Source organism: Noviherbaspirillum sp. FW303-A3, from assembly GCF_058788695.1.
In genome coordinates, this window is the sequence record NZ_JBYTAZ010000001.1 from 4,796,235 (window position 1) to 4,817,269 (window position 21,035).

The 21,035-nt window shown below is 59.2% G+C and carries 23 protein-coding genes; 13 read left to right on the forward strand and 10 right to left on the reverse strand.

Features of this window, described 5'->3' with window-relative positions; all coding sequences use genetic code 11:
- Window positions 1-45: 45 nt before the first annotated feature.
- Window positions 46-939: a BRCT domain-containing protein gene (locus AC3WOY_RS23045; protein WP_492428038.1), complete on the reverse strand. Its 894-nt coding sequence runs from the start codon at window positions 937-939 to the stop codon at window positions 46-48.
- Window positions 940-1,231: 292 nt separating this feature from the next.
- Between AC3WOY_RS23045 and AC3WOY_RS23050 the strand changes: the two genes are divergently transcribed.
- Both AC3WOY_RS23050 and AC3WOY_RS23055 read left to right on the forward strand, forming a co-directional pair.
- The gene (locus tag AC3WOY_RS23050; RefSeq protein WP_492428040.1) at window positions 1,232-3,010 is read left to right on the forward strand and encodes a DnaJ-like cysteine-rich domain-containing protein; all 1,779 of its coding nucleotides are present in this window, start codon (window positions 1,232-1,234) and stop codon (window positions 3,008-3,010) included.
- Window positions 3,011-3,089: 79 nt separating this feature from the next.
- Window positions 3,090-3,677, forward strand: coding sequence for a hypothetical protein (locus tag AC3WOY_RS23055; protein WP_492428042.1), 588 nt, complete (start codon window positions 3,090-3,092; stop codon window positions 3,675-3,677).
- Between the two features lie 403 nt (window positions 3,678-4,080).
- Here AC3WOY_RS23055 and radC read toward each other — a convergent pair whose 3' ends face one another.
- Window positions 4,081-4,665, reverse strand: a complete 585-nt coding sequence (gene radC / locus AC3WOY_RS23060; protein WP_492428044.1) for a RadC family protein — start codon at window positions 4,663-4,665, stop codon at window positions 4,081-4,083.
- A 359-nt stretch (window positions 4,666-5,024) separates the two neighbouring features.
- Here radC and AC3WOY_RS23065 point away from each other — a divergent pair, with 359 nt between their 5' ends.
- The gene (locus AC3WOY_RS23065) at window positions 5,025-6,782 is read left to right on the forward strand and encodes a PRTRC system ParB family protein (protein WP_492428046.1); all 1,758 of its coding nucleotides are present in this window, start codon (window positions 5,025-5,027) and stop codon (window positions 6,780-6,782) included.
- Window positions 6,783-6,858: 76 nt separating this feature from the next.
- On the forward strand, window positions 6,859-7,320 hold the full coding sequence (locus AC3WOY_RS23070; RefSeq protein WP_492428048.1) for a PRTRC system protein E: 462 nt from the start codon (window positions 6,859-6,861) through the stop codon (window positions 7,318-7,320).
- 182 nt (window positions 7,321-7,502) lie between these two features.
- Here the strand turns inward: AC3WOY_RS23070 and AC3WOY_RS23075 are convergent, their stop codons facing one another.
- Window positions 7,503-7,835, reverse strand: coding sequence for a hypothetical protein (locus AC3WOY_RS23075; RefSeq protein ID WP_492428050.1), 333 nt, complete (start codon window positions 7,833-7,835; stop codon window positions 7,503-7,505).
- Window positions 7,836-8,022: 187 nt separating this feature from the next.
- Here AC3WOY_RS23075 and AC3WOY_RS23080 point away from each other — a divergent pair, with 187 nt between their 5' ends.
- The 6 genes from AC3WOY_RS23080 (at window position 8,023) to AC3WOY_RS23105 (ending at window position 12,087) form a co-directional block, all read left to right on the forward strand.
- Window positions 8,023-8,229, forward strand: coding sequence for a PRTRC system protein C (locus tag AC3WOY_RS23080; protein ID WP_492428052.1), 207 nt, complete (start codon window positions 8,023-8,025; stop codon window positions 8,227-8,229).
- Window positions 8,230-8,445: 216 nt separating this feature from the next.
- Complete coding sequence (locus tag AC3WOY_RS23085; RefSeq protein WP_492428054.1) at window positions 8,446-9,453, forward strand: PRTRC system protein F; 1,008 nt, start codon at window positions 8,446-8,448, stop codon at window positions 9,451-9,453.
- 15 nt (window positions 9,454-9,468) lie between these two features.
- A complete protein-coding gene (locus AC3WOY_RS23090) occupies window positions 9,469-10,212 on the forward strand; it encodes a PRTRC system protein B (RefSeq protein ID WP_492428056.1) in 744 nt (247 codons plus the stop codon).
- Complete coding sequence (locus AC3WOY_RS23095) at window positions 10,202-10,900, forward strand: PRTRC system protein A (protein WP_492428058.1); 699 nt, start codon at window positions 10,202-10,204, stop codon at window positions 10,898-10,900. Before AC3WOY_RS23090 ends, AC3WOY_RS23095 begins: the two co-directional genes overlap by 11 nt.
- Window positions 10,888-11,715: a PRTRC system ThiF family protein gene (locus AC3WOY_RS23100; protein ID WP_492428060.1), complete on the forward strand. Its 828-nt coding sequence runs from the start codon at window positions 10,888-10,890 to the stop codon at window positions 11,713-11,715. The genes AC3WOY_RS23095 and AC3WOY_RS23100 overlap by 13 nt, the downstream gene beginning before the upstream one ends.
- A gap of 150 nt (window positions 11,716-11,865) precedes the next feature.
- On the forward strand, window positions 11,866-12,087 hold the full coding sequence (locus tag AC3WOY_RS23105; protein ID WP_492428062.1) for a hypothetical protein: 222 nt from the start codon (window positions 11,866-11,868) through the stop codon (window positions 12,085-12,087).
- A 7-nt stretch (window positions 12,088-12,094) separates the two neighbouring features.
- Here the strand turns inward: AC3WOY_RS23105 and AC3WOY_RS23110 are convergent, their stop codons facing one another.
- The 5 genes from AC3WOY_RS23110 to AC3WOY_RS23130 form a co-directional block, all read right to left on the reverse strand.
- On the reverse strand, window positions 12,095-12,628 hold the full coding sequence (locus AC3WOY_RS23110; RefSeq protein WP_492428064.1) for a hypothetical protein: 534 nt from the start codon (window positions 12,626-12,628) through the stop codon (window positions 12,095-12,097).
- The gene (locus AC3WOY_RS23115) at window positions 12,625-13,659 is read right to left on the reverse strand and encodes a DUF6402 family protein (RefSeq protein ID WP_492428066.1); all 1,035 of its coding nucleotides are present in this window, start codon (window positions 13,657-13,659) and stop codon (window positions 12,625-12,627) included. Before AC3WOY_RS23115 ends, AC3WOY_RS23110 begins: the two co-directional genes overlap by 4 nt.
- Window positions 13,660-13,661: 2 nt before the next feature.
- Window positions 13,662-14,219: a PAAR domain-containing protein gene (locus tag AC3WOY_RS23120; protein ID WP_492428068.1), complete on the reverse strand. Its 558-nt coding sequence runs from the start codon at window positions 14,217-14,219 to the stop codon at window positions 13,662-13,664.
- A gap of 378 nt (window positions 14,220-14,597) precedes the next feature.
- Window positions 14,598-15,218 carry a hypothetical protein gene (locus AC3WOY_RS23125; protein ID WP_492428070.1) on the reverse strand — a complete coding sequence of 207 codons (621 nt, stop codon included), beginning with the start codon at window positions 15,216-15,218 and terminating at the stop codon, window positions 14,598-14,600.
- On the reverse strand, window positions 15,215-15,484 hold the full coding sequence (locus tag AC3WOY_RS23130; protein WP_492428072.1) for a hypothetical protein: 270 nt from the start codon (window positions 15,482-15,484) through the stop codon (window positions 15,215-15,217). Before AC3WOY_RS23130 ends, AC3WOY_RS23125 begins: the two co-directional genes overlap by 4 nt.
- Before the next feature lie 1,005 nt (window positions 15,485-16,489).
- Here AC3WOY_RS23130 and AC3WOY_RS23135 point away from each other — a divergent pair.
- Window positions 16,490-16,684: a hypothetical protein gene (locus AC3WOY_RS23135; RefSeq protein WP_492428074.1), complete on the forward strand. Its 195-nt coding sequence runs from the start codon at window positions 16,490-16,492 to the stop codon at window positions 16,682-16,684.
- Between the two features lie 15 nt (window positions 16,685-16,699).
- On the opposite strand, the gene AC3WOY_RS23140 is transcribed toward AC3WOY_RS23135, so the two are convergent.
- Together AC3WOY_RS23140 and AC3WOY_RS23145 are read right to left on the reverse strand one after the other, a co-directional pair.
- The gene (locus tag AC3WOY_RS23140; RefSeq protein WP_492428076.1) at window positions 16,700-17,281 is read right to left on the reverse strand and encodes a GGDEF domain-containing protein; all 582 of its coding nucleotides are present in this window, start codon (window positions 17,279-17,281) and stop codon (window positions 16,700-16,702) included.
- A 149-nt stretch (window positions 17,282-17,430) separates the two neighbouring features.
- Complete coding sequence (locus AC3WOY_RS23145) at window positions 17,431-18,573, reverse strand: integrase domain-containing protein (protein ID WP_492428078.1); 1,143 nt, start codon at window positions 18,571-18,573, stop codon at window positions 17,431-17,433.
- Between the two features lie 1,133 nt (window positions 18,574-19,706).
- Between AC3WOY_RS23145 and AC3WOY_RS23150 the strand changes: the two genes are divergently transcribed.
- Window positions 19,707-20,753 carry a PRTRC system protein D gene (locus AC3WOY_RS23150; RefSeq protein ID WP_492428080.1) on the forward strand — a complete coding sequence of 349 codons (1,047 nt, stop codon included), beginning with the start codon at window positions 19,707-19,709 and terminating at the stop codon, window positions 20,751-20,753.
- Window positions 20,750-21,028, forward strand: a complete 279-nt coding sequence (locus AC3WOY_RS23155) for a hypothetical protein (protein ID WP_492428082.1) — start codon at window positions 20,750-20,752, stop codon at window positions 21,026-21,028. Before AC3WOY_RS23150 ends, AC3WOY_RS23155 begins: the two co-directional genes overlap by 4 nt.
- Window positions 21,029-21,035: the final 7 nt, after the last annotated feature.

Sequence of the window (21,035 nt, forward strand, 5' to 3'; positions counted from 1 at the left end):
AACGGCGGTGGCCATTTCCACTGAAGCATGGAAGCTTTTGCGCGGCTAGGCAAGGTCGGCCACGGCATCGTGAAAATCGTTCTCATGCACGATGAGGATGCGCTTTCCCTGCTTACGCAGTTCCACCGCCTTTTCAACTTTCCGTCCGTAGCACGCATACGCCCAGCACGGGTTGCCGTCGGCGCCGATCACGAGATAGTTGAGCTTGGCGCTTACACCATTGAGCACGTCGCCACCAAGACGATTCACAATCGCCGTGAACTCGGAGCGCGTGTACTTGGACGAGGCGCCTGTGAAGCAAAAGGTCGACTGTGCGAACGAAATGTCCGGGCAGACCGCGCACAGCCCCACCAGCGACGCACCTTCGGCCAGCGAAGGCGACACGATAGTGCGGTTGTCGAAGAGCGCAATGAACTCGGCGAAGAATCCGTGCACCAGGCGATGTTCGTCGTCATCGATCGAGCCGTCGGACATGATTTTCGTGACCAGGCTATCGATTTCATCGTAGGGCCAGCAGGTCTTCAAGTGATCATGCTCAGCCAGCCAGTCCGACAATCCGCGAAGTTCGCCCTCGGTCACACGGCCATCCGCTGCGATGGCGCCGACGATCGCATGCAGGCGCTGGATGTCCGCCGTCACTTTGTCAAAGTATTCGCTGCTGCGCAGGCGCTCGCATAGCCAGAGGATGTCTTGCCGTTCCTCGACCGACAGGATGCCATCCCGAATGGCGTGCTCGACCACCGGCATCAGTTCATTGAAGGGATGCCGCCCGCTTAACTCACGGTGCTCGTTCAGCCAATGGCGCAAGAACCCGAGTTCGGTTTCATTGATGGATGCATCCACCGAGATGCCTTCCACGATGCCGATCAGAGAGTTGATCGATTTCTCCAGCCGGGCCTTGCCACTGAATGGAAAGTAAGCTGCATGATCGCTGTGCATGGAATGCCGCTCCTGATAAACGATATGTTGCGAGACATCGCAGTCTATCGATCGCGCATGTATATGTCTATACGGCAAGATGGTGTACTCTTTTGACCTGCGCATACCAACACACTGGCCATCCCATAAACATGGGATGTTGCAACAACTTTCGCTTGGTATTTCGTCGAAAACTGTAAAGGCGTCTTTTTTGTGGAGCGTGGTGAATGACAGAATCGCGAGGGCACAGCATCCTGATCGTTGGACGGTCGCAGCCGTCCGTGCGGGATCGGTGTGATGGAGTAGTACCAGCATGACTGTGGATCCAACCCTGACGCGATACGCTGATGCTTGCAAATCCGCCGCCGCCGAATACATCGAACGCGCCACCCGCTTTGGCGTGTCCGACCTCCATGCACTTCGCGAAAGTCCCGCCGAGCGGCGCTTCACCATCAAAATCCGTCACGCGCTGGAGGTCGCCTCGGAGGTCAAGGATTACCAAGGAGTATTGAAACCCGGCGACGGTGATTTCTCCAGCGCGGACTGGGCATGGTATCAGGAGCAGGTGAAGGAGCAAGCGCAAGCCGAGCTGCGGCGGCCGGAAACGCTGGATGGCTTGGTGCATGCAGTGCGCACCCAGGCATACGCCACGATATCTGCAAAAACCTGCATCCGCACGCATCCGCGCCGGCTGTTTCACACATACACCTGCAATGGCTGCCATGGTTCGGGACACGTCACGTGCGATGGATGCGGCGGGGCGGGTAAGGTCCGCTGCGGCCCCTGTTTTGGCAGCGGGCGGGTGAGTTGCACGGCTTGCGGCGGTCGCGGGCAAGTATCGGAAGTGCGGCAAGTCCGCGATTACAACGGATACTATCGGTCCGAAACCCAGCATCGAATGTGTTATTCCTGCTCGGGCGGGACCATCAGTTGCTTCCACTGTGGTGGTTCCGGCAAAAACCGATGCGGCACCTGCGGTGGCTCTGGTGTGCTGACCTGCGGCACCTGCGCCGGACATGGTTACCTGACACGGATCACGATAACGCAAACCTACACCGTGCCGCACTTTAGCGGCATCTATCCGGAACACACACCGAGCTATGTTCATGCCGCGTTGTGCAAGGCGGGCTTTGCGAATCTCGAACAGTACGGCACCATCAAGCCGCATGAGACCAACGTCATTCGCGATCAGGCCGCGGTCGAGTTCTTCTATCACTGCACGATACCCTTTTGCGAGCTTTCCATCGAAGTCCAGGGGCACAAGTCGGAATGGGTCTTGTACGGAAACCGCCCGCGGATTTTCGACGCTGGCGGTGTGCTGGAAGTGCTGCTGCAAGAGGACTTTGACCGCCTTGCCTCGCTGGCCAAGAGTAAGAGCCGGTGGTTCCCATGGTTCCACCGGTCGGCACGCAAGGTCGTTGCGCCATTCATGGAATCGGAGGTTCACCAGGAGATTGTTGACGCAAGCCGTCAGGGGATGGCATCGAAAGTCATCGTTGAACACGTGAACCGTTCGGTTTCCGAATCGTACATCCAAACGGCGCTGCTCTATCTGGCGCAAGCCGTGCGGATTGCGGCCTACTGGTCGCGCATCAAGTGGGTTACGGCGCTTGCCATGCTGTCTGTTCCATTTGTGGTGGCCGTGCAGGCCTTTCTCCACCGCTCACAGCAACATGTCATGGCCTCCGGCGACCAACAACTGTACCTATTCCCTTCTTCATCGGCGGGGATCTCCTGGGAAGCGGGCGTGGTCACGATGCCCTTTACGTTGCTAGGCTGGGTTGTCGCAAAATGGGTCAGCAGGCGTTGGATCAAGCGCGCGGGCGGGAGCGGGGCGGTCCAGTGGGCGGACGGCCAAAACCTGCTTGTTGGGAAGTGGACTGGCGTTGCCGCCATCGTCGCCGGTGTGGCGATGGCGGGCAGCTTTTTCAGCAAATGGCCGCTCTGGATAGACCGTGGGGGCAAGGCGTACGGGCAGTTTGCCTTGTTCCAGCCGCCTCGCATTGTCGACCCTGTTGCAACGAAAATCGGTTCTCCCTTAAAACGTCGCGTCGACGGCAAGACCAAGAACAAACCCAAGCAGACGCAGTAACGCGAAGCGATTTGGCCTCGCACCCAGTGCATGCAAGGATGCGCAAAACCTGGAAACCTGTTTATTCCTCCTCCAACAAATGAAAAAATACTCTCTCGCTGTCTTGACCCTCACGGCAACACTGCTTTCCGGCTGCCTCGTTCCAGAGCGCTTTTCCGCCAAGGTCGACGTTCGGCCCGATGCCAGTTATTCGTACTCGTATGCCGGGACCGCAGTTCATGCGCTCGCCGCCCTTCAATTGAAACAGGGCGGGAGCCTGTCTACGAAAGACGAAACCGGCCTGAAAGAGGAAGCCGAAAAGCTGCGCAAGAATCCGGATGTCCGGGAAGCGACGTACAAGGGCGATGCACGCTACAACCTTGTCATTGAAGGCAAGAAGAAGGCCGGCGAGGCGATGACCATGTTGAGCATCCTGAATGTCAAAACCGACAAGGATGGCGTCATGACCATCGCGTCGAGCGAACTCACGGAGAAAGGAAAGAAGGACCTGCAGCAGCTGGGCATTACCATCGACGGCACGCTGGATGTGAAGCTGCCCAAGAACGCGGAAATTATTTCCCATAACGCGACCTCTACGCCGAGCTTTTTCGGCATGTTCGGCACCTACTCTTGGAAAATCGGGCGCATCGACCAGCGACCGGTAATCAAGGTGCGACTCAAGCAATAGGCCGTGTGAGAAATAGCGCTTGCATTGCGTTGTCAGGAATCCCCAGCTACGCAAGCATCGTCATTGCATGGGATAAACCCGCGAAAGGCAATGCCTGACGCGGGTTTTTTTGTTGGCTGGGACGGCAATTTACTGCGCGGTGCTTACCGTTTCGCGGAACGTGCTGCCAGTCTCGGCAATACAGCCGATGGGGTTCTCTGGACTTTGGGACGACGCATGTGATGGAAATCGATGCCGCAGTCGCGGCAACGGAACCAGTTCAGGCGGCCAAGACTACCGAGTAATCGACCGAATCCTGGACAGGCAGGACAACGAGGCGCCTTCATTTCATCTCCTCTCGGAAAAACGGAGGGGAGCCGCTCGCAAGAGCGGTCCCCCTCGGGATTAACAATGGATGACTCGCCTACAACAGGCCCTGTTGTGCGAAGGACAGGATGCTGTCGCCTGCGACGATGAAATGGTCGAGCACGCGGACATCCACCAAGGCCAGCGCCTGTTTCAGCGCTTGGGTCAATGCGCGGTCGGCAGCGCTGGGCTCCGAGCTACCCGAAGGATGGTTGTGCGCGAACAGTAGCGCGGCCGAATTCCGGGCTAGTGCGGACTTCACCACTTCACGCGGATAGACGCTGGTGTGGGTGAGCGTCCCCCTGAAAATTTCTTCCTCCCTGATCAGGCAGTTGCGTACGTCAAGGTGCAGAACGATAAACACTTCGTGCTCCAGTCCCGCGCAGTGCAATTTGAGCCAGGCACGAACCACATCGGGCGAACTCAAGACCGGACCGGACCGCATCTGCGCGATCAAGTCGCGCAGGAGGATCTCGCGAGCGACGGCTAGCTTGTGCTGGATAAGTGCATCGCACGGAGCAAGCGACGGTGAATCGTTGGATGTGCGGTATGTCGCCGAGACAGCTGCGACAGCTGCCGGACGAGGCGGCGCGAGCAGTTCACAGATGAGCTTGGCGCGCGACATGACTGAGAGTTTGCTCATGGCGTTCTCCAAAAAAGAAAGCGGGAACGCCGCGCCCGAGGGGAACGAAGTTCCCGCACGGGATGCACGCGTGGCGCGTGCGTAGCTAGATAGGCAGGTAACGACTGCGACGTCTGACCGTGGTCAGAACCTCCTGGCGGAGGGGATCGATCAATGGATCGAGAATGCAGTTTCAGTGTCGCATCCGCCGCAGCGGGTTACAACCATCCACGGAACCTGCCATGTCAACGTGCCGCTGCGGCGGTCCTGTTTCGGTGGCGGTCACATCGATGGAATGAAAACAGCGGGGTTGAGAGCGCAAACACCGTTGAGACCATGTTCTTACGCCTGGCGAAGGCACACAGAACATGGAGGCTGTTATGCAAGAGACGTTACCGCTCTCGCGGATCGTGCAAGGCAAGAATCCCCGCGAATATTTCGACCCGCTGGAAATGGCGGAATTGGAAGAGGGCATCCGCGCCTATGGCGTACTGCAAGCGATTCTGGTCCGGCCCATCGAGGGCTCCGACCTGTATGAAATCGTCGCCGGTGAACGCCGCTGGCGCGCAGCCAAAAACGTATTTGGCGACGACTACGACATGCCGGTGAAAATCCTTGACGTGGGCGACACCGACGCCGATGCGATCGCACTCATCGAGAATTTCCACCGCGCCGATATCTCGGTCGCGGAGGAAGCCAAAGCTTCGCAGCGCCAGCTTTACCGGAACAACGGCGACAAGGAGGAGACGGCGCGGCAGTTCGGCTGGAACGTCACGCTGCTGGAACGGCGCCTCGCGCTGCTCGCCTGCACACCCGCCGTGCTGGACGCATTGACCAAGCGGCAGATTCTGATCGGCCACGCGGAACTGCTGGCTGGCGTGCCGCCCGCCATGCAAGACAAAGTGCTGGCCAACGTTATCGCGCATCAAGTGACGGTGACGGTGTTGAAGAAGCAGCTCGGGCACTATGCGCGGCGGCTCGCCGACGCGATCTTCGATACGGCGCAATGCGCCGGGTGTGTCCACAATTCGGCGCGGCAGGCCGGACTGTTTGCGGAATCGCTCGGCGATGGCTATTGCCAGCATCCGACGCATTTTGACGAACTGACCATGCAGGTGATCGAAGCCAAGGCGGCGGCGCTCAAGGATGAATATCAAGTCATCCGGATTGTGAAGCCGAGTGACGGGTTTCAAGCGTTGCACGTTTCGGCCGAGGGCGAACTTGGCGTCGGCGCGGAACAGTATTCCGCCTGCAAGGGGTGCCGTTCGTTCGGTTGCGCGGTATCGGCGATGCCCGGTTCGTACGGGTATGTGACCGACTCCCTTTGTTTCGATGCCGTATGCAATACGAAGAAAGTGGCAGAGTGGAGAAAAGCGGTGCGCAAGGACGCGCAGGCCGTGGCCGGGTCCGACAGCGGCGATACATCAGCCAACACGAACCGATCCAAGACCGGCAAGTCGAAGCCGTCGAATCAGACGCCGCAGCGGGTCTTGCAGTATCGTGTCGAGCAATGGCGGCGCTGGGCGGCGAACGCATTGATGGCGCATCAGGAACGTAACCAGCGGGTATTGATTGCACTGACGCTGGCCGGTCGCGGCGCAGACTTGAGTGCTGCGCAGTACGGAAAGGCGGTCGGCAAGGTGATCGGAGAGACACAGTCGAATGCCATCGCATTCCACGGCCACCTCGAACGGGTTGTCGGCTTCAGCATGGATCAGATTCCCTGTCTGGTGCAGGCGGTCGCCGCGTCGGCAGCCTTCGGTGTGGACGAAACCAATCTCGGCGTGCTGCTGAACTATCTGGAAGTCGAAGAAGAACGACACTTTGAACTGAACAAAACCTTCCTCGAACTGTTCACGATGAGCGAATTGGAGGGCCTGGCCACTGAACTTGGCTTGCGCAAGGCGATGGGCGAGCGTTTCAAAACGGCGCGTGCCGGAAAAAAGGACGCTTTCATCGATGCGCTGCTTGCAGTTAAAAATTTCCAGTATCAAGGCGTAGTCCCGCAGGTAATGCGCTATACGCGCAAGCCGCTAAGCCATGTGGCGGTGACGCTAGAGGCAGAAGGCATCGTGAATGGAAGCGGATCGGAACACGAGACGCGCTCTCAAGAATGCGAAGAATCGGCTCCGGCGTAATCGCCGGATAGGAGGCTGGATAGGCGATAGAACGCCCGTAACATGGCTCATAGGGCTTCCCTCGAAAGGAGAATCAATGATGACGATGTTTACAGAACTGTATGCGCTGGCGACCACCGCGACGCTGACGATGGTAGTGAGTGCGGACGAGAAGAGCGGGCGGCTGACCATCAGTGTATTGCCGAAGCCGAAGAAGGATGTGGGCGAACCGGCGCTCACCAAGGACTTGACCTTGACGGCGGCACCTGAGGAATTCGATGCAGGATTCGTCGAAGTGCTGCGCGGGTATCGGGAAAAGCGCGCAAGCCTGATGGAACAGGCCGAGGCGACCAGCGAGGTTTTGGAAGCGGCCAAGTCCCTGCACGCGAAGAAGGCGGCCGATGCGATGACGATGGTCGCCAAGCCATCGCAGGCCGCAGAATCGCCGTCCGTACCTACCGCACGGGAGGAGCCATGCGCAGATGGCACGGCGCAACAGGTCGGCGGCAACGCAGCCTTGCATCCTGCGCCCGGCGAATCACTGGCTTTGTTTGGCTAACGAGTGAATTGAAAATGATCAAATCGTCCGTGGCTGCCTCGGGCGGCCATGGGCGTACCCGATAGCGCGTGACAAGTTACACACGACGCCGATGCATCATGCCGTCATGTGCATCGGCTGTATTGCAGATCACCAAGCAGCGGTGATCTTGGACGGCTCACCGTGTCAGGCCGCTGCATTCTTCATTCCCCCCCGCATTCCGGCGTTTCCACAACCATATTCCGTGCAATCGCGCCGGAATATGTCAAGTTTGACATATCCGTTCCCATGACGTTACTGGCACGATAGCGATAGGCCTTGCAAACGGCAGGCTCGGAATTACGGCAGTTTGCACGGTTTATCGCGACGTCGAATAGCAATTGTTTGACGATACTTCGATTGTCACCCTTAGCGGAGTTCATGATGCAGTCCATAAAACATATCTTGGAATTCTTTCGGAATGATCCATGGCCCGTTCGATTTTGCGTGCTGATCATTTGCTTGATCTTTTTGCTGGTGCTGGTGGGTTTGATCATGGAATCCGTTGGTAAATGGCCGCTACTGTCGTTTTTCCTGAAGAAACTTGGTTGACTTGTTTAGCTGCATCCACACGCGGCGCAGGTTTGCCACGTCGTCGCTCCAGTTGAAAGCCGTTCTGTCGTTGGGAGAATGGACCTATCGATGCCGGAACGGATTCCGGCGATTATTGAAAAGGAGCGACCTATGGCGATCGAAGTCTGTGAAGTACAACGGTCATACCGTTACAACGGCATTCACCTACCCGACGTGCCGGGGCTGGATGCGCGGGAAATTCGCGACTTGTACAGTGCGCAGTACCCGGAATTGGTGAGCGCGGAAATCGAGATAGGAGAAATTCACAATGGCGTCCAGGAAATTACGTTCAAGCGGGCGGTCGGCACCAAAGGATAAGCGCCGGCTTGCCGCGTTTTCAGCGTATGTCGATGCCGTGGCGAACGGCGAAACGCCGGCCACCGATATGGCGCTGGTGCGTGCTTTGGACAAACGAAACGTGACGCGATGCTCGACGCTATGGAAAATCTTCTGTCAACAGGTGAGCGGGGCCACCGATCGTCAACGGCCATCGGTTCGAGTATTACCACCGTCGCAGGCGCTGCCGCCTCTGCCGTGAATCATGCGCTGCCATTGCCGCGCCTGGCAAAGAACATTCCGCTGTCGGTGGTGCCGTCCCCGCGTGCGGCGGCGAACGCATCCGTGGCGCGCTTCCTGATTCAGGCGGGAGCGGTGCGCGAGGGCGACATTCCGCAGACATGGGACGACGCGTTGCAGGTATGCGAACGGGCGCTCGATGCCTGGGTCAAGCGCGAACTCGGCGCATTGCACTGCTTTCGACCGTATTTCAGCCTGACAGCAGTGGACGAATCGGGTAGTTATCCGTCCGCTTCACGGAAGGAGTCGGTGCGCTATCACAAGGTCGACATCTGCTGGGGCGAGTGCCGTGAGCAGCAATGGGTTGTCGGCGACGCCCTGGAGGCGTTGGAGCGGCAGCAGGCCGGATTCGGTGCGGCGGTGCTCGATGTGTTGCGCGAGAACAGCCGTTTCGTCTATCCGTTGTTCACGCCCGATCTTGCCTGCGATGTCGCGTCCTACGCCTACTGGTGCGGTGAAGAGAATGAAGAAGTCGCGCTCGACATGGAATGCGGCGACAACGAAGAGGAACGGGAAGCGATGCGCGAGGACATGGTGACGCGGAAGAAGCTGGACGAGGCATTCCCCGCATGGGCCATTGCCACGGCGCGCAAGCGCCGCCTGCCGCGCGCTGCCCTGGCACGGCTGGCGCAGGGTGCATCCGATTCTTTGGGACGGGACATTGCCGCCGATGTGCTGGCGCTGGCCAAACTGCGCATCGAGCACGAGTTTCGCCCCGATGTCGATGGCGAATATATCGGCTTTGGTGCGGTGCTGTCGTGGCGCGAGGATGACCTGACGGTGCGCATCTACGACGACTTGCTGCAAATGGCGCACCAGTCCGAGTTTTGCGACCGCATGGGGGAATTGGAAGTCGATCTCGACGCACCGCAGGCCATGCAGGGATGGCAGTGCGCGATGCGCGTGCGGTTCAAGGCGATCCGTCTGCTCGACCGCTTGATCGACCGGCTATCGGCGGGAAACTGAAGCTGGAGGTGAACCATGAATCAGGCGGAATTTCGGATTCGTACACAGACCGATGGGATTTTGCGGCTCGATCAGGCGATATTGATTTACCGCGGCGCGTCGGACAGTGCATTGGCGACGGTGCATCAGGTCGAACAGGTGGATGGCGAACCGGTCATTCTTGCCGGGCAGGCGATGACGCCGCGAGCGGCCATTCAACTTGCGCGCGCCTTGGCCAAGGGCGTCGCGCACGGCGGCTTTTTGCCGGAAACGGTGCTGTACATGGATGGCGATCTGCTGCTGTGGTGGGTGCCGCCCGCCAAGCGCCACATTGTCTTTCGTGCGCCGGAATTGGGTGCGCCGGAACGCGGCGAGGCCGTGCCGCATCCGGGACTGGTGTTTGCGGCGTCTAGCAGCGTCTGGAAGGTGTGGGCGGTCAAGGGCAAGCGTCGCCCGACGTTGCAGACGGAGCTATTCCAGTCACCCTATTTCAACGTATGGGACGGCGGCGACATCTGCCGGGGCAACGTGCAGGTGCCGGATGGTACGACCGCCGAAAAGATCGAGGCCTGGAATGCCGCCTTCTTCGGATCGTTCTTCACGCATCCGAATACCAAGGGCAGGCTGGTGCGCTACCGGGGCCATGATGGCGGTGGCGCGCATGCCTTCTGGCGCGATATGTTGGACGGCAAATTCAAGACCTTTCCCGAGCGCGTGCTGGTGGACGCCAACACGACGCTCGGGCAATTGCTGGGAATGGGAGAGCAGCATGACCAATGACCCGCGAGACAGCGCATTGCGGAGCGCCTGTCCGGTATTGGCGGCGCCTCGCTTCGGCGCTTTACCCGACATGCAAAACGGACAGCGGATCGTGATTGCGGCCAACGGCGTGTTCGTGCAGGTGAAACTCGACTGGCTGGACTACATGCTGCGCATCGCGGAACTGCCTGCGGCTCCACCGCTGCCGTATGGGACCGTTGAGGCACGTATTGTCTTCGCGTTCGGCGTCATCCCGCTGCGCCTGCTGGAAGCATTCGTCGAGGCCGGACGAATGAAATTGCCGGACGAGATTGCGGGCGGGCTGATTTACTCCCGTCGTACCGGGAAACTGCGCTTGCAGGTGTACGACGCATTGCAGGCGTCGCCGGACGGCATCGCGTACCGGATACCACACCTGGAGGAAGACGAGTCCATCGCCATCGATCTGCATACGCATGGCCGGTCCCGCGCCTTTTGGTCGCCCATTGACAACGGCGACGACCGGGGTATCAAGGTTGCCGGCGTGTTCGGGCATCTTCATCTCGGCAAGCCGAGCGCCGCCTTCCGATTGGCGGTGAACGGCTTCTACCAGCCGTTGCGCCACCCCTGGGAAGAGTCAGGGCTGGCGAGCGACGGTCTTGCAGTGGGGCCAAGGAGGTCGATACTGAACTGGCTGGGTTGGGAAAGAGGGCGGATATGGAACATGTGATCGATTCAAGCCTGCTGAACAAGCGGCTACAGGTTCATTTGATCGGTGTCGGCGGCAATGGTGCGCAGATGGCGGCATGTCTGGCGCGGCTCGATATCGCGATGAAGGCATTGGGGCATCCCTATGGGCTGCATGTGACGGCGTTCGACGGGGACCGCGTGAGCGAGGCGAACGTCGGTCGCCAGCTCTACAGTCCGGCCGATGTCGGACGCTTCAAGGCAATCGTGACGATCCATCGCCTGAATCAGTTTTACGGGTTGGACTGGATTGCGCAGCCTTACCGGTACGAGGATTGCCAGCGCCATACCTTGCTCGGTTCCCACGCCGATCTGGTCGTCAGTTGCGTCGATAGCAGGGTGGCACGCCGGGCGATCCATGCGTGGTTGTTCGACGGTTATAGCAATTACCGCTATTGGCTTGACCTTGGCAATACCGAAGCCACGGCGCAAGTGGTGTTGGGCGAAGTGCCGTCGTGCAAAGGGCGGGGCCAATCGCCACGCCTGCCATGTGTGACCGAACTGTTTCCTGAACTGCTGGACGAGTCGGTGCCGGACGACGATGCCCCTTCATGCTCGGTGCGCATGTCGTTGGCCATGCAGGGCTTGTTCATCAACGATGTGGCGGTGCGCTATGCGGCCCAACTGCTGTATGAACTGTTTTCCAATGGGCGGCTCTCGCAGCATGGCGTGTTGGTCAATCTTGCTTCCAAGCGCAGCGGCCCGATCGATATCGACCCAGTGGCGTGGAGTCGATTCGGTTATGTGGTCGATGGTACGGAGAAGGAGGCTGTTGCGGAATTGCCGCAAGCCGCGTGATTGGCGACTGAAAATGTCAGCGCAGTCACACTGTGGTGTGACTGGAGAAACGGGCGAAAATATTCTTGATAAACAGCGCGAAGAGATAAAGACAAGCGGATAAAACCGCGCGAAAATCGTCGGTGCAACAGCATGTTGACATGGACGACGATGATCCGCCTCGGCAACCACATTCGACTGACCAGAACCGAAATCGCGCGTTTCACCAAGATCACCGGGTTTGATCCCGTTGACGTGAAAACGCTCGACGACCTGGACGCGTACATTCAGCAATGCAAGCGGCATTATTGGGGTGTTTCGAAAGAAACCCGATTTCTGCATTGGCTGATGGATCGCGAACGCGCGCGCTGCTGCGAAGGCAAGTCGGCATGACCTGGACTCACCTTCGATCTAGTTTCGTCCTGAGCTGGGAGCAAGCAGGATTATTCGAATCACTGTGACAACGCAACCCTGCAAATTGCGAGTCTGCTTGGGTGCCTTCACATTCACGAATGCCTGTCCACTCATGGAATGGGCCTTCCCCGCCCGGAAAAGCCGCCGTTGTCCCATCTTTGCTCCAGTAAAATACCGCGCTCCCCATTCCTGCAAGGCCCTGCGAAATGGCAGGCAGAGCAGGAATTGCGTTGGTGGAATCTCTCAAAATTTTCCCGGAACTGAGATCGATCACGTTATAGAAGGCATCGCCTTCCAACATGAGTAGTGCCCGGAACGGGTCTGCCCAGTATCCACGCTCTCCGCCGCGAAATTTGTATTCGACAAGGGCGCACACTCCGTTGGGACTCGCCAACATAGCTTGCGGTGGATAGTCCGGCCGAAAAAGTGAGTTGCACTTTCGTGCAGCCACAAGTATCGCCATTAACGAAATACAGAGAATCGCGAACCAGTTGGTTGCGCGAAGAAGCGTCGTACTCATTTTGCGCCACCTGAAAATTGGGCGACCTCTGCTGGGGTTACGCGGAAGGTAAATGGCCGCTTGAGCGTAGTAATGAGAATGTCGCTAAATACAAGAAGGTCGCCACCCTTTCCGGTCGCGGTGCGGTGGGCGCGAAATCTGTCGTTGTCTACGTAAACGAAATCGTCCGGGCAATCGCCTCGTGCACTGCGGCTGCCGGCCGAATATGCGATCTGATACACGCGCACGTAGGGATCGGAAGTCTTGCTCCAGTGACCGAGATACTGGTCACCGTTGAAATCGTAGGTGTCTCGTATGTACACGCCGATCTTTTGAACAGAGACTTCATAGTATTCGACCTGAACCTCACATTGGACGCCTGTATCGACCACTTTCGTCTTTGGCGTGACGACTCCTTCGCCGGCAATCTTGAATGCGAATCGTGCCAAGGCGCCCCACATGTCATCGAGATCCGGGTCGCTTTTTACCGTGTCTTTGAGCCAAGCTTCGGCGTAGGCGCTGTTGTCATCCACGACGTGGAATTGAAATTGCCATTGCTCATTGATATTGAGTACTGAATCGCGGAGATTGCCAAACTGCTCAGGATATTGTGTAAATTTGCCTGCGCTAGCCAGACGGCGGACAAGTATTCGCTTGGCTGCGGGGCTTTCGTACTTTGCCGGCGCAGATTTGAACAAGCCTTTGCTACCGAAGAGGCTATCGTAGTCTTTCTTGACACGAGGGAAAGAGAGCGCCCATGCCATCGTGACAGTTGAGCTGTCAACGAGATTGGCGGGGTATTGGCGAGCGTCCAAGTCCCCGACCTTTTCTTGGTCGGACATCGAATGAGATGGATTGTTGAACCACTTGCGCATCAGGGTGGCGGATACTTTCCAGCCCTTCCTGTCCATGATGTCCGGCAAGTCGGTCAGTCTGAACACGTCAATGTAGCAGACCTTGCCCTGTTTTTGTTCTGTCGGGCTGGTATGTGATTTACCGGCCGGCTTCAATACTTTGGTTGCCGGACCTACCGCTGTTCCGCCGTTTGCCATGCTTAATCTCCGACTTGAATCTCATGCTGTGGGCCAACCTCAATGCTCAGGGCAACTCGCTTGTCGGTTGTCGCGTATGTCGTCCTTCCTTCTTCGTCGGTATACCCTTCGATTACCTCTCCGTTATTCAGCGTGATGCGATAGAAACGGTTGCGAGCAGGCGCCGTGCTTTGTTCATCCATAAGAATGAAGTATTCGTCGTAGGCCTGATCGTGCTCTTGCGGTGGCGGTGATATGCCCGTCCAATTACCTTCGCCGTCCGGAATAAAGGCTGGATGAATTTCTTGGCCGCTCTCGTTGCCCACTCCGTCGATGTCGTTCAGAGTCGATACCAGCGGACATCCGCCACTTGTGATTTGCCCATGGATGACCTGGCAGCGGCCATTGGAAAGCGTGGCACGTGGAAAGCCTTCAACGATGACGCAGTTCTTGCGACATGCCATGTGCGCACCTTGGTAGGTGTATCCACGTCCGTGGCTGATTTCGACCGCGGAGGCCTCAACTACCGTGCCGCCACAAGCGGCTTTGTCGCCATAACGTATCCAACCGATGATTTTCATGTTGGCGTGCTCCCTGACACGAGGTAGCCCGGCTCCAATTGGCCCGGGATGGCGACTTGCGCCATGAACTCTGCAATCAAGGGGTGTGTGTTGTAGTCAGTGAGTTCCATAGTCGTTTTCTCATTATTATTTTTGCAAAACGCAAATATTATCAAAAACTTTCATTTTTGATAATATTTGCGGCAGCGAACAGATAATGAAAGAGGAAGTAAGAAATACGGCGAGGTAATTCGCTTTTAAAGCGTGGCTAAAACTTGCGGGACGTCAGCGTCTATGGATGCGAAAGGCAGCATCCCGGGTACCTGCGGCGGCGCCGCAGGTACCGCTGTCAGACACGGGAAATACCTCCGGTCGACCTCCGTCCGAGTGGGCAGCGCATCATCCGGCATTGCCTGCTTGAGAGACAGACGAGGATGGTTTCGCCGCGCTTTCAGCGTTCGGCTGCCGTGATGCGGATGCCGCCGTCTGACTGTCGAACTCCGATTCCGCTTGCGCAAACTCGGTGTCTCGGGCCAGGTTCCTGACTTGCCGTACCGCCGGTTCCTTGTGAACCTCGGGCAGACACTCGACGGCGATAGCGCCGCTTTGACGCAGCAATTTCTGGATCGCGATAATTGGCGCAACGAACAGTGCCGTAGATACCAAGCGAACGAACTGGCCGATGCGCTTGTTGCGCGCCTGACGCGCTTTCTGCGCCCGCAACGATTCCTTGCAACGCAAATAGAGGGCGAGGTGCAGCCGCTTCATCTCGGGATCGGATTCGAGCTGGTGCATGACTTCCATGGCTATGTCGGGATTGCCGACACGGCGGTAGAAGCCGATCCAGGCTTTCTCCTCTTCGAGATGGACGCCGGAGCGCCGAACGCGGGAACGATAGGTTTTCTCTTGGGACATGGTGTTCTCCGAATAAAAAAGGGGAACGCCATCCCCGCTGGGGAAACGGCGAAGTTTCCCCAGGGTTGTGGCGATGTGAACACTGAGAGTCACTTCAGCATTCACATCTTCTCCAGGACGAGTTCGGGATCGTCCATTGCCATCGCGATCACGATGGCCGCCATCCGTTCATGGTCAAGGTCATGGATATCAACCTCCCACGGCGGGACAACTGCATCCGCCGGCATCGACCGTGATACAGCATGGTCGGTGTGCGGTTTCAGCAGTGCGGCGACGTCCGGCCTTTTCTGCGCGGCGATGCGGCGCATGCCGGACCCACCCAGCAGCACGCTGACAGGACGTACTTGATGACTCAGGCTTGCTGCGAACATGGTGTTCTCCTTCCATAAAGAAGGGGAACACCCCTCCCACGCAGGGAACGATGTTCCCCGCTAGGGATGCCCACGGTCATTGCCGACTACAGGCGCTCGGTGATCGCACGCTGCGAGGCATGCGAAAAACAACAGCTCCGCAGTTCTTGCGAACCGGGGCCAACTTCCACCACCACACTTCATGCCGAACTTCGGCCGCGCACAAGGCGAAGACGAACGCTCGGCACACGACACCGGAAGACCGGCGGGTCATCCGGCAGCCAGCTGTTCAGTTGATGAAGCTGAACGGATACTGCGAGCCACTTGCGTGGCTTGATCGGAACAGGTTCCGATGTCTCCAGGGCAGGTAACGACTGCGACGCCGACATGGATTGTCGGACTTCACGGCAGACCTGACGACAGGACCGCGTGAAGGCTGTGTAGGTCGATACCCACAAGTAGCGATTTGAGTATGGCACCCGGCACTATCACGTACAAGGGAGCGGCGCGGATCGCGGCATTGCGCCATGCGAAAACCCGTGATTGCGGACGTGTTTCGGATGGCCGTATCGCGGCGATCAATCGGGAGTTGATGTCCTGGCGATGAGCGGGAAACTCATCGTATGAACATACCTCCCAATGACGCATTGATCGGCCCCCTCTACCACGGCACGCGAGCAACGAGCGCGAAATCGATTCTCCGCGATGGATTTCGGCGCTCGCGGTCGCGCAGTTACACCGGCACCGGCGTTTGCCTGACGGACGAGATTTCGATTGCCTATGAGTACGGCATTTACGAAACCGGCGGATGCATTCTTGAAGTATGGCTGTCGGCCTCGACAACCTGGTGCGATAGCACAGGCATCGAGAATCTGGAGCGGCCTATGGGCAGGGACGCCTACGATGATTTTTTCAAGGCTTCCCGGCTCGATGCGATCCGCTGCTATGGCGGAAATGTATGGGTGCTGTGGACGACTTCGCGCGCAGTCAAAGTCAAGGCGCTCACCCATGGGGGAGGCGCTGCGCATGTTGTGCGCAGGCTTCGAGGCCGATGGTCCGGACTGCGGCTACAACAATGTGGTTTCCGACTATGCCAGCGTGTGGTGGGGAGCGGCGGAGTGCGATCCGAACCTGTCGCGTTTTCCCGAGCACCGGCAGCGCCTCGAAAGGACGTTGAAACGCCACGTGGGGCGCGTCCGGTCGCCGCGACTTGACTCGTGACCGGAATCAGTCGCTTCAGGGCGAGAGCAAGACCTTGCTTTTCCCGTTGCGCTTGGCATGCAGCAGGATGGCGTCGGCGCGCCCGAGCTGCTCGTGCACGGATTCCGCGGGACGCAACTGGGCGACGCCGGCCGAGAAATGCAGGACGTGCAGTTCGGCGTCCGTGACCAGGGGACGCGCCGCCAGCGCGGCGAGGAGCCGGGTGAGGATATCCATCGCATCGGCCGCCGTGGCGTCGGGAAGGAGGAGGGCGAACTCGTCGCCGCCGATCCTGGCGGCCTGATCGATCGGGCGCAGGTTCATGCGCAGTACGTCGGCGAAATGGCAGAGCGCACGGTCTCCAGCCGCGTGACCATCCCGGTCGTTGATGGTCTTGAAATTGTCGAGGTCGATCATCGCGCACGAAATGGCGACGCCATGTCCGGTAGCGCCTGCCGACAGGAGCGTGCACGCCTGCTGAAAACCGCGCCGGTTGAGCAGGCCGGTCAGGCTGTCTGCATGCAGAAGTGAGGTGGCATGCAGCAGGTCGCACTCGAGTTCCCGAATGCGGCGCTCATAGAGGGCGATCTGCTGGCGGATGGTATCGGGTGTGCGCATGGCGAGGTGCTCCTGAGAGAACAGGATTTCAGCCTATCCGTCGGTACGCAGCGCCACCATGAAGAATGCGACGTAATCACGCCGCATTTTGTCATCAGATCCCGATCCATCCTGTCGTTCCGTGGCTTCTAACCGGAAATGTGTAGCGCTCAATTTTCGGTAACGGGAGCATCGCCCTGTTTTCGCCGAGAGGCGATGACGCCGCCGAGGTACGCGTTGGATGCTCGTTTCCTGGAATGACCCGCGAGCTCCGCCACTTCCCGCCGTGCCGGCGCGTCGATCTCCTGCGGGAGCCTGCCGCCGCCCCGCACCGGCGCCGCATGCCCGGTCATCGCCTCGAACCTTTCGATCAGGACTTCGTGGCGCAGCCCGTGCGCCGTCACGCCCAGCGCCTTTTGCGTGACGCCGAACTTCTCCAGCACGTAGTTGAACCGCCGCAGGGCCTGTTCCAGGCTGTGCGACGGATCGCCCATGTGGCCGTCACTGGCGACCACCACGGTTTGCGCATGTTCGATCGCGGCGAGGCGTTCCGTGGTGTCCAGTGCGACAAAGCGTTCGCGCCCGCCCTTGCTGCCGGCCTTGATGCGCGCATAGCGGTCGGCGCGCCGTTTGTGGAGCGGCAGCCCGGTCGCCTCGAAGGCAACGACGCACAGGTGTGGTCGGAACATGATCGCCTCTTTGCGGCGCAGACCCAGCGTGCGTACCAGCCGCATGGCCGCGCCCACATACGGATCGAAGCGGCAGATATCCCCGATGAGATGATCGATGTCGATGCCTTGCGCGGACCAGCTCTTGTCGCGCTGCGCCGCTTCATGGCGTTGGTACTCGTCGGGTTGCAATCCGTAATAGTGGGGTTGCCGTACCAGGCCGGGTTTGCCAATCCAGTTGGCCAGCCCGCGCAGGAAGCTGAGATAGGTCTGGATCGTCGCCGGCGCCAGCCCTTCCTTTTGCCAGACCGCCACGCTGGCCTTGATATGACGTTCGCCCAGGTTGCGCGGGTCGGGTCGGGTCTTGAATCCCGCCTTGTTCTTCAGGTCGCGGAAAAAACGCCGGAAGAAGTCGGCGCGCTCCTGGCGGGTCTTGAACGACACTTCCTTGTGCTTGGCCGTGTGATGCTTGTTGAAAAGCGCGATCAGCACTTCTAGCACTTTGAGCGGCGGCGTCTTGCCGGCTGGGTGGCGGGCCAGGATTTCCCGCGCGGAGAGGCCGTTCCAGTCCTGGCGGCGGCGCGGTTGATGGACGAGCGAGGTCCCCGCACTGCGGGTGCGGGTGTGTTGCGTTGTATTGGACATCGTGTTCTTCGTGATTGATCGCACGCTGCTCGACACGCGAACGGAGTGATTAAGCGTGGAATCGCAAGGGGATGAGCGGGGTGGCGGATTCCATCGCTACCTCCGTCCCGTGGTCAATGCGATGCGCAGCGCGCGACCACGAGCGTCGCTGCGTTTACCCAGGGTTGCACCGGCGTGAGAGCCAGCTCGGTCAGCCTTCAAAATGGTTCAGTTGATCCGTCCCGTCCGCGCATTTCTGCGCCATCCGGGGTTGGCGATGCCGCCCGGCCTCCAGGGCCAAGGCAAGTCATCAGCGCCGAGATCGAGTCTCGCGCTCTTTGGGATCAGGTCTTGGTAGTCGTCGCCCCACCTGCATGGGTCCACCCCTCACCGAAAGTCCGGGGCGGTGTCAGGTGTTCGAGCGAAAACGCATGGGGAGCCTGAAAAGGCAAGCACAGCCATGCGCTGCGTGAGACGCGTGCTCAACACGGGAGACGGGACATCGTGGTCGGCATCGGGTGCCAGCCAGTTCAACTGCTGTGCCTTGCGGCCTTCTCGAGGAAAGCCGGCGTCATCGCTGACGCGTCACAAGGCGAATTGCACTACAAGGGTGATACCACGGGCGCGACCTCAACGGCCGCGCTAAAACCGATTCAGCGATCGGAAACGTCAGGGGCAGGTAACGACTGCGACGCCTTTTCGCTCCCGCGATGGGAACAGGACAAGGAGCCTGTCGAGCACGATCAGTTGACACCCGCGGGCGCTGGGCGTCAAGCGCTTTCCGGCGCTTTCGTGTGGCGCCGGAAGCTGCCCTTGATGCGCATTTATCTTCCGGTTCGGACGCAAAGCCCGGTGGCGTGCGGGCTTGACGGCTGCATAAGTTGCCTCTGGTCCCGACTTCGAACTGCCCGGCCCAGACTGCCCTTGACGAGTGAATTTCTAGTGTGACTGTGGTGATCAGCGCAATCGCGTCGCAGAGCGTGCGTAGCCGACGGTGTGACTCGACTGTCACCGGAATGACACTGGAGTCGGCTGCGAAATGGGGCTGATGCCGAAATGCGGTGTGAATTGTGCCGGTTTCGCATGGCGCGACGGGAGTGAATCGTCGACGCTGATCGCGATTGTACGACCTGAACTTCGCTACGGAGGGAAACATGGAAATGATCGTCAGGGCGGTAGATGTGGGGTTCGGTAACACCAAGTATGTGACGGGCCGGGCGGGGGAGGACATCCGTTGCGCGTGTTTCCCTTCCGTCGCGTATCCAAGCGCGCGGGACCTCTCCACGGTTCCCGCGGCGGAACGGCGCAAGACGGTGGCCGTGCCGGTCGATGGCTTGTTCTACGAAGTCGGACCCGAGGTCAACCTGGCGGCGGATACGTTTCGCGCGACGCAGATGCATGACCGCTACATCGAGACGCCCGAGTATGCCGCGTTGCTGCGCGGTGCGCTCGGAATGATGAAGGTCGGCGGCATCGATTTGCTGGTGGTCGGTCTGCCGGTGGCCGCGTTGGCGGCGAAAAAAACGGCGTTGGAAAAGGCGATGACCGGCAAGCATGAGGTCGGCGGCGGGCGCACGGTGACGGTGCGCAAGGCGCTGGCCATCGCCCAGCCACAGGGGGCGCTGGTGTACTACGCGTCGCTGCACCAGAAAATGAAGGTGATCGAGCACGAGCAAAGCCTGATCATCGATCCCGGTGCCAGGACCTTTGACTGGCTGGTCGCGAAAGGCATGCGCCTCGTGCAAAAGAAAAGCCATTCGATCAACCGCGGCATGTTCGATGTGCTGCAGTCGATCGCCAACGAGATCAGCGCGGACATCGGCACGCCGTACCGGGATTTCGATGCGATCGACATCGCGCTGCGTACGGGGAAGAGCCCGATCATCTATCAAAAGCCCTATGACATGACGCCGCTGATGCCGATCGCCCGGACCATCGCACAGCAGGCGGTGTCGTCGATGATGCAGTGGATCGATGCAGCCTACAGTTTCCAGAACATCATCCTGGTCGGCGGCGGCGCATTCCTGTTCAAGAAGGCGGTCAAGGAGGCTTTTCCGAAGCACAAGATCCATGAGGTCAAGGATCCGATGTATGCCAACGTCAAAGGTTTTCAGATTGCCGGCATGAACTACGCCGCCAGCATGCTCGATAAGGCGCCGCGCGCCGAGGAGGGCGGCCGCGTTTCGGGAGAGGCGACATGAACGATCCAACTTCGGATTCGTTTGAGCCGATCCGACTGGTGTTCCAGTTGGAGCGCGCCGACAATCCGCGCCTGTACGATGACTTGATCCGGTTCAAGAAGGGAGCGAAACGGGTGAATCGGCTGCGGACGCTGGCCCAGGAAGGTTTGCTGGCAGAGCAGTGGCCAATTGGCTTTGGCACTCCGATGATGCAGGCCGGAGAGGAAGCGGTGCCCGGCGAGGCGGGGGACGCGGCGATTACTAACCAGGTGTTCGATGCGCCGATCGTGGAATAGCGGCCGG

Coding starts and splice junctions, on each gene's coding strand:
- AC3WOY_RS23145 (WP_492428078.1), bottom strand. CDS start 18,573: ATGTCCAATACAACGCAACACACCCGCACCCGCAGTGCGGGGACCTCG.
- AC3WOY_RS23135 (WP_492428074.1), top strand. CDS start 16,490: ATGTTGTGCGCAGGCTTCGAGGCCGATGGTCCGGACTGCGGCTACAAC.
- AC3WOY_RS23120 (WP_492428068.1), bottom strand. CDS start 14,219: ATGAAAATCATCGGTTGGATACGTTATGGCGACAAAGCCGCTTGTGGC.
- AC3WOY_RS23080 (WP_492428052.1), top strand. CDS start 8,023: ATGGCGATCGAAGTCTGTGAAGTACAACGGTCATACCGTTACAACGGC.
- AC3WOY_RS23075 (WP_492428050.1), bottom strand. CDS start 7,835: ATGATCAAACCCACCAGCACCAGCAAAAAGATCAAGCAAATGATCAGC.
- AC3WOY_RS23090 (WP_492428056.1), top strand. CDS start 9,469: ATGAATCAGGCGGAATTTCGGATTCGTACACAGACCGATGGGATTTTG.
- AC3WOY_RS23110 (WP_492428064.1), bottom strand. CDS start 12,628: ATGAGTACGACGCTTCTTCGCGCAACCAACTGGTTCGCGATTCTCTGT.
- AC3WOY_RS23105 (WP_492428062.1), top strand. CDS start 11,866: ATGATCCGCCTCGGCAACCACATTCGACTGACCAGAACCGAAATCGCG.
- radC (WP_492428044.1), bottom strand. CDS start 4,665: ATGAGCAAACTCTCAGTCATGTCGCGCGCCAAGCTCATCTGTGAACTG.
- AC3WOY_RS23095 (WP_492428058.1), top strand. CDS start 10,202: ATGACCAATGACCCGCGAGACAGCGCATTGCGGAGCGCCTGTCCGGTA.
- AC3WOY_RS23115 (WP_492428066.1), bottom strand. CDS start 13,659: ATGGCAAACGGCGGAACAGCGGTAGGTCCGGCAACCAAAGTATTGAAG.
- AC3WOY_RS23070 (WP_492428048.1), top strand. CDS start 6,859: ATGATGACGATGTTTACAGAACTGTATGCGCTGGCGACCACCGCGACG.
- AC3WOY_RS23065 (WP_492428046.1), top strand. CDS start 5,025: ATGCAAGAGACGTTACCGCTCTCGCGGATCGTGCAAGGCAAGAATCCC.
- AC3WOY_RS23150 (WP_492428080.1), top strand. CDS start 19,707: ATGGAAATGATCGTCAGGGCGGTAGATGTGGGGTTCGGTAACACCAAG.
- AC3WOY_RS23155 (WP_492428082.1), top strand. CDS start 20,750: ATGAACGATCCAACTTCGGATTCGTTTGAGCCGATCCGACTGGTGTTC.
- AC3WOY_RS23050 (WP_492428040.1), top strand. CDS start 1,232: ATGACTGTGGATCCAACCCTGACGCGATACGCTGATGCTTGCAAATCC.
- AC3WOY_RS23140 (WP_492428076.1), bottom strand. CDS start 17,281: ATGCGCACACCCGATACCATCCGCCAGCAGATCGCCCTCTATGAGCGC.
- AC3WOY_RS23055 (WP_492428042.1), top strand. CDS start 3,090: ATGAAAAAATACTCTCTCGCTGTCTTGACCCTCACGGCAACACTGCTT.
- AC3WOY_RS23100 (WP_492428060.1), top strand. CDS start 10,888: ATGGAACATGTGATCGATTCAAGCCTGCTGAACAAGCGGCTACAGGTT.
- AC3WOY_RS23045 (WP_492428038.1), bottom strand. CDS start 939: ATGCACAGCGATCATGCAGCTTACTTTCCATTCAGTGGCAAGGCCCGG.
- AC3WOY_RS23130 (WP_492428072.1), bottom strand. CDS start 15,484: ATGTTCGCAGCAAGCCTGAGTCATCAAGTACGTCCTGTCAGCGTGCTG.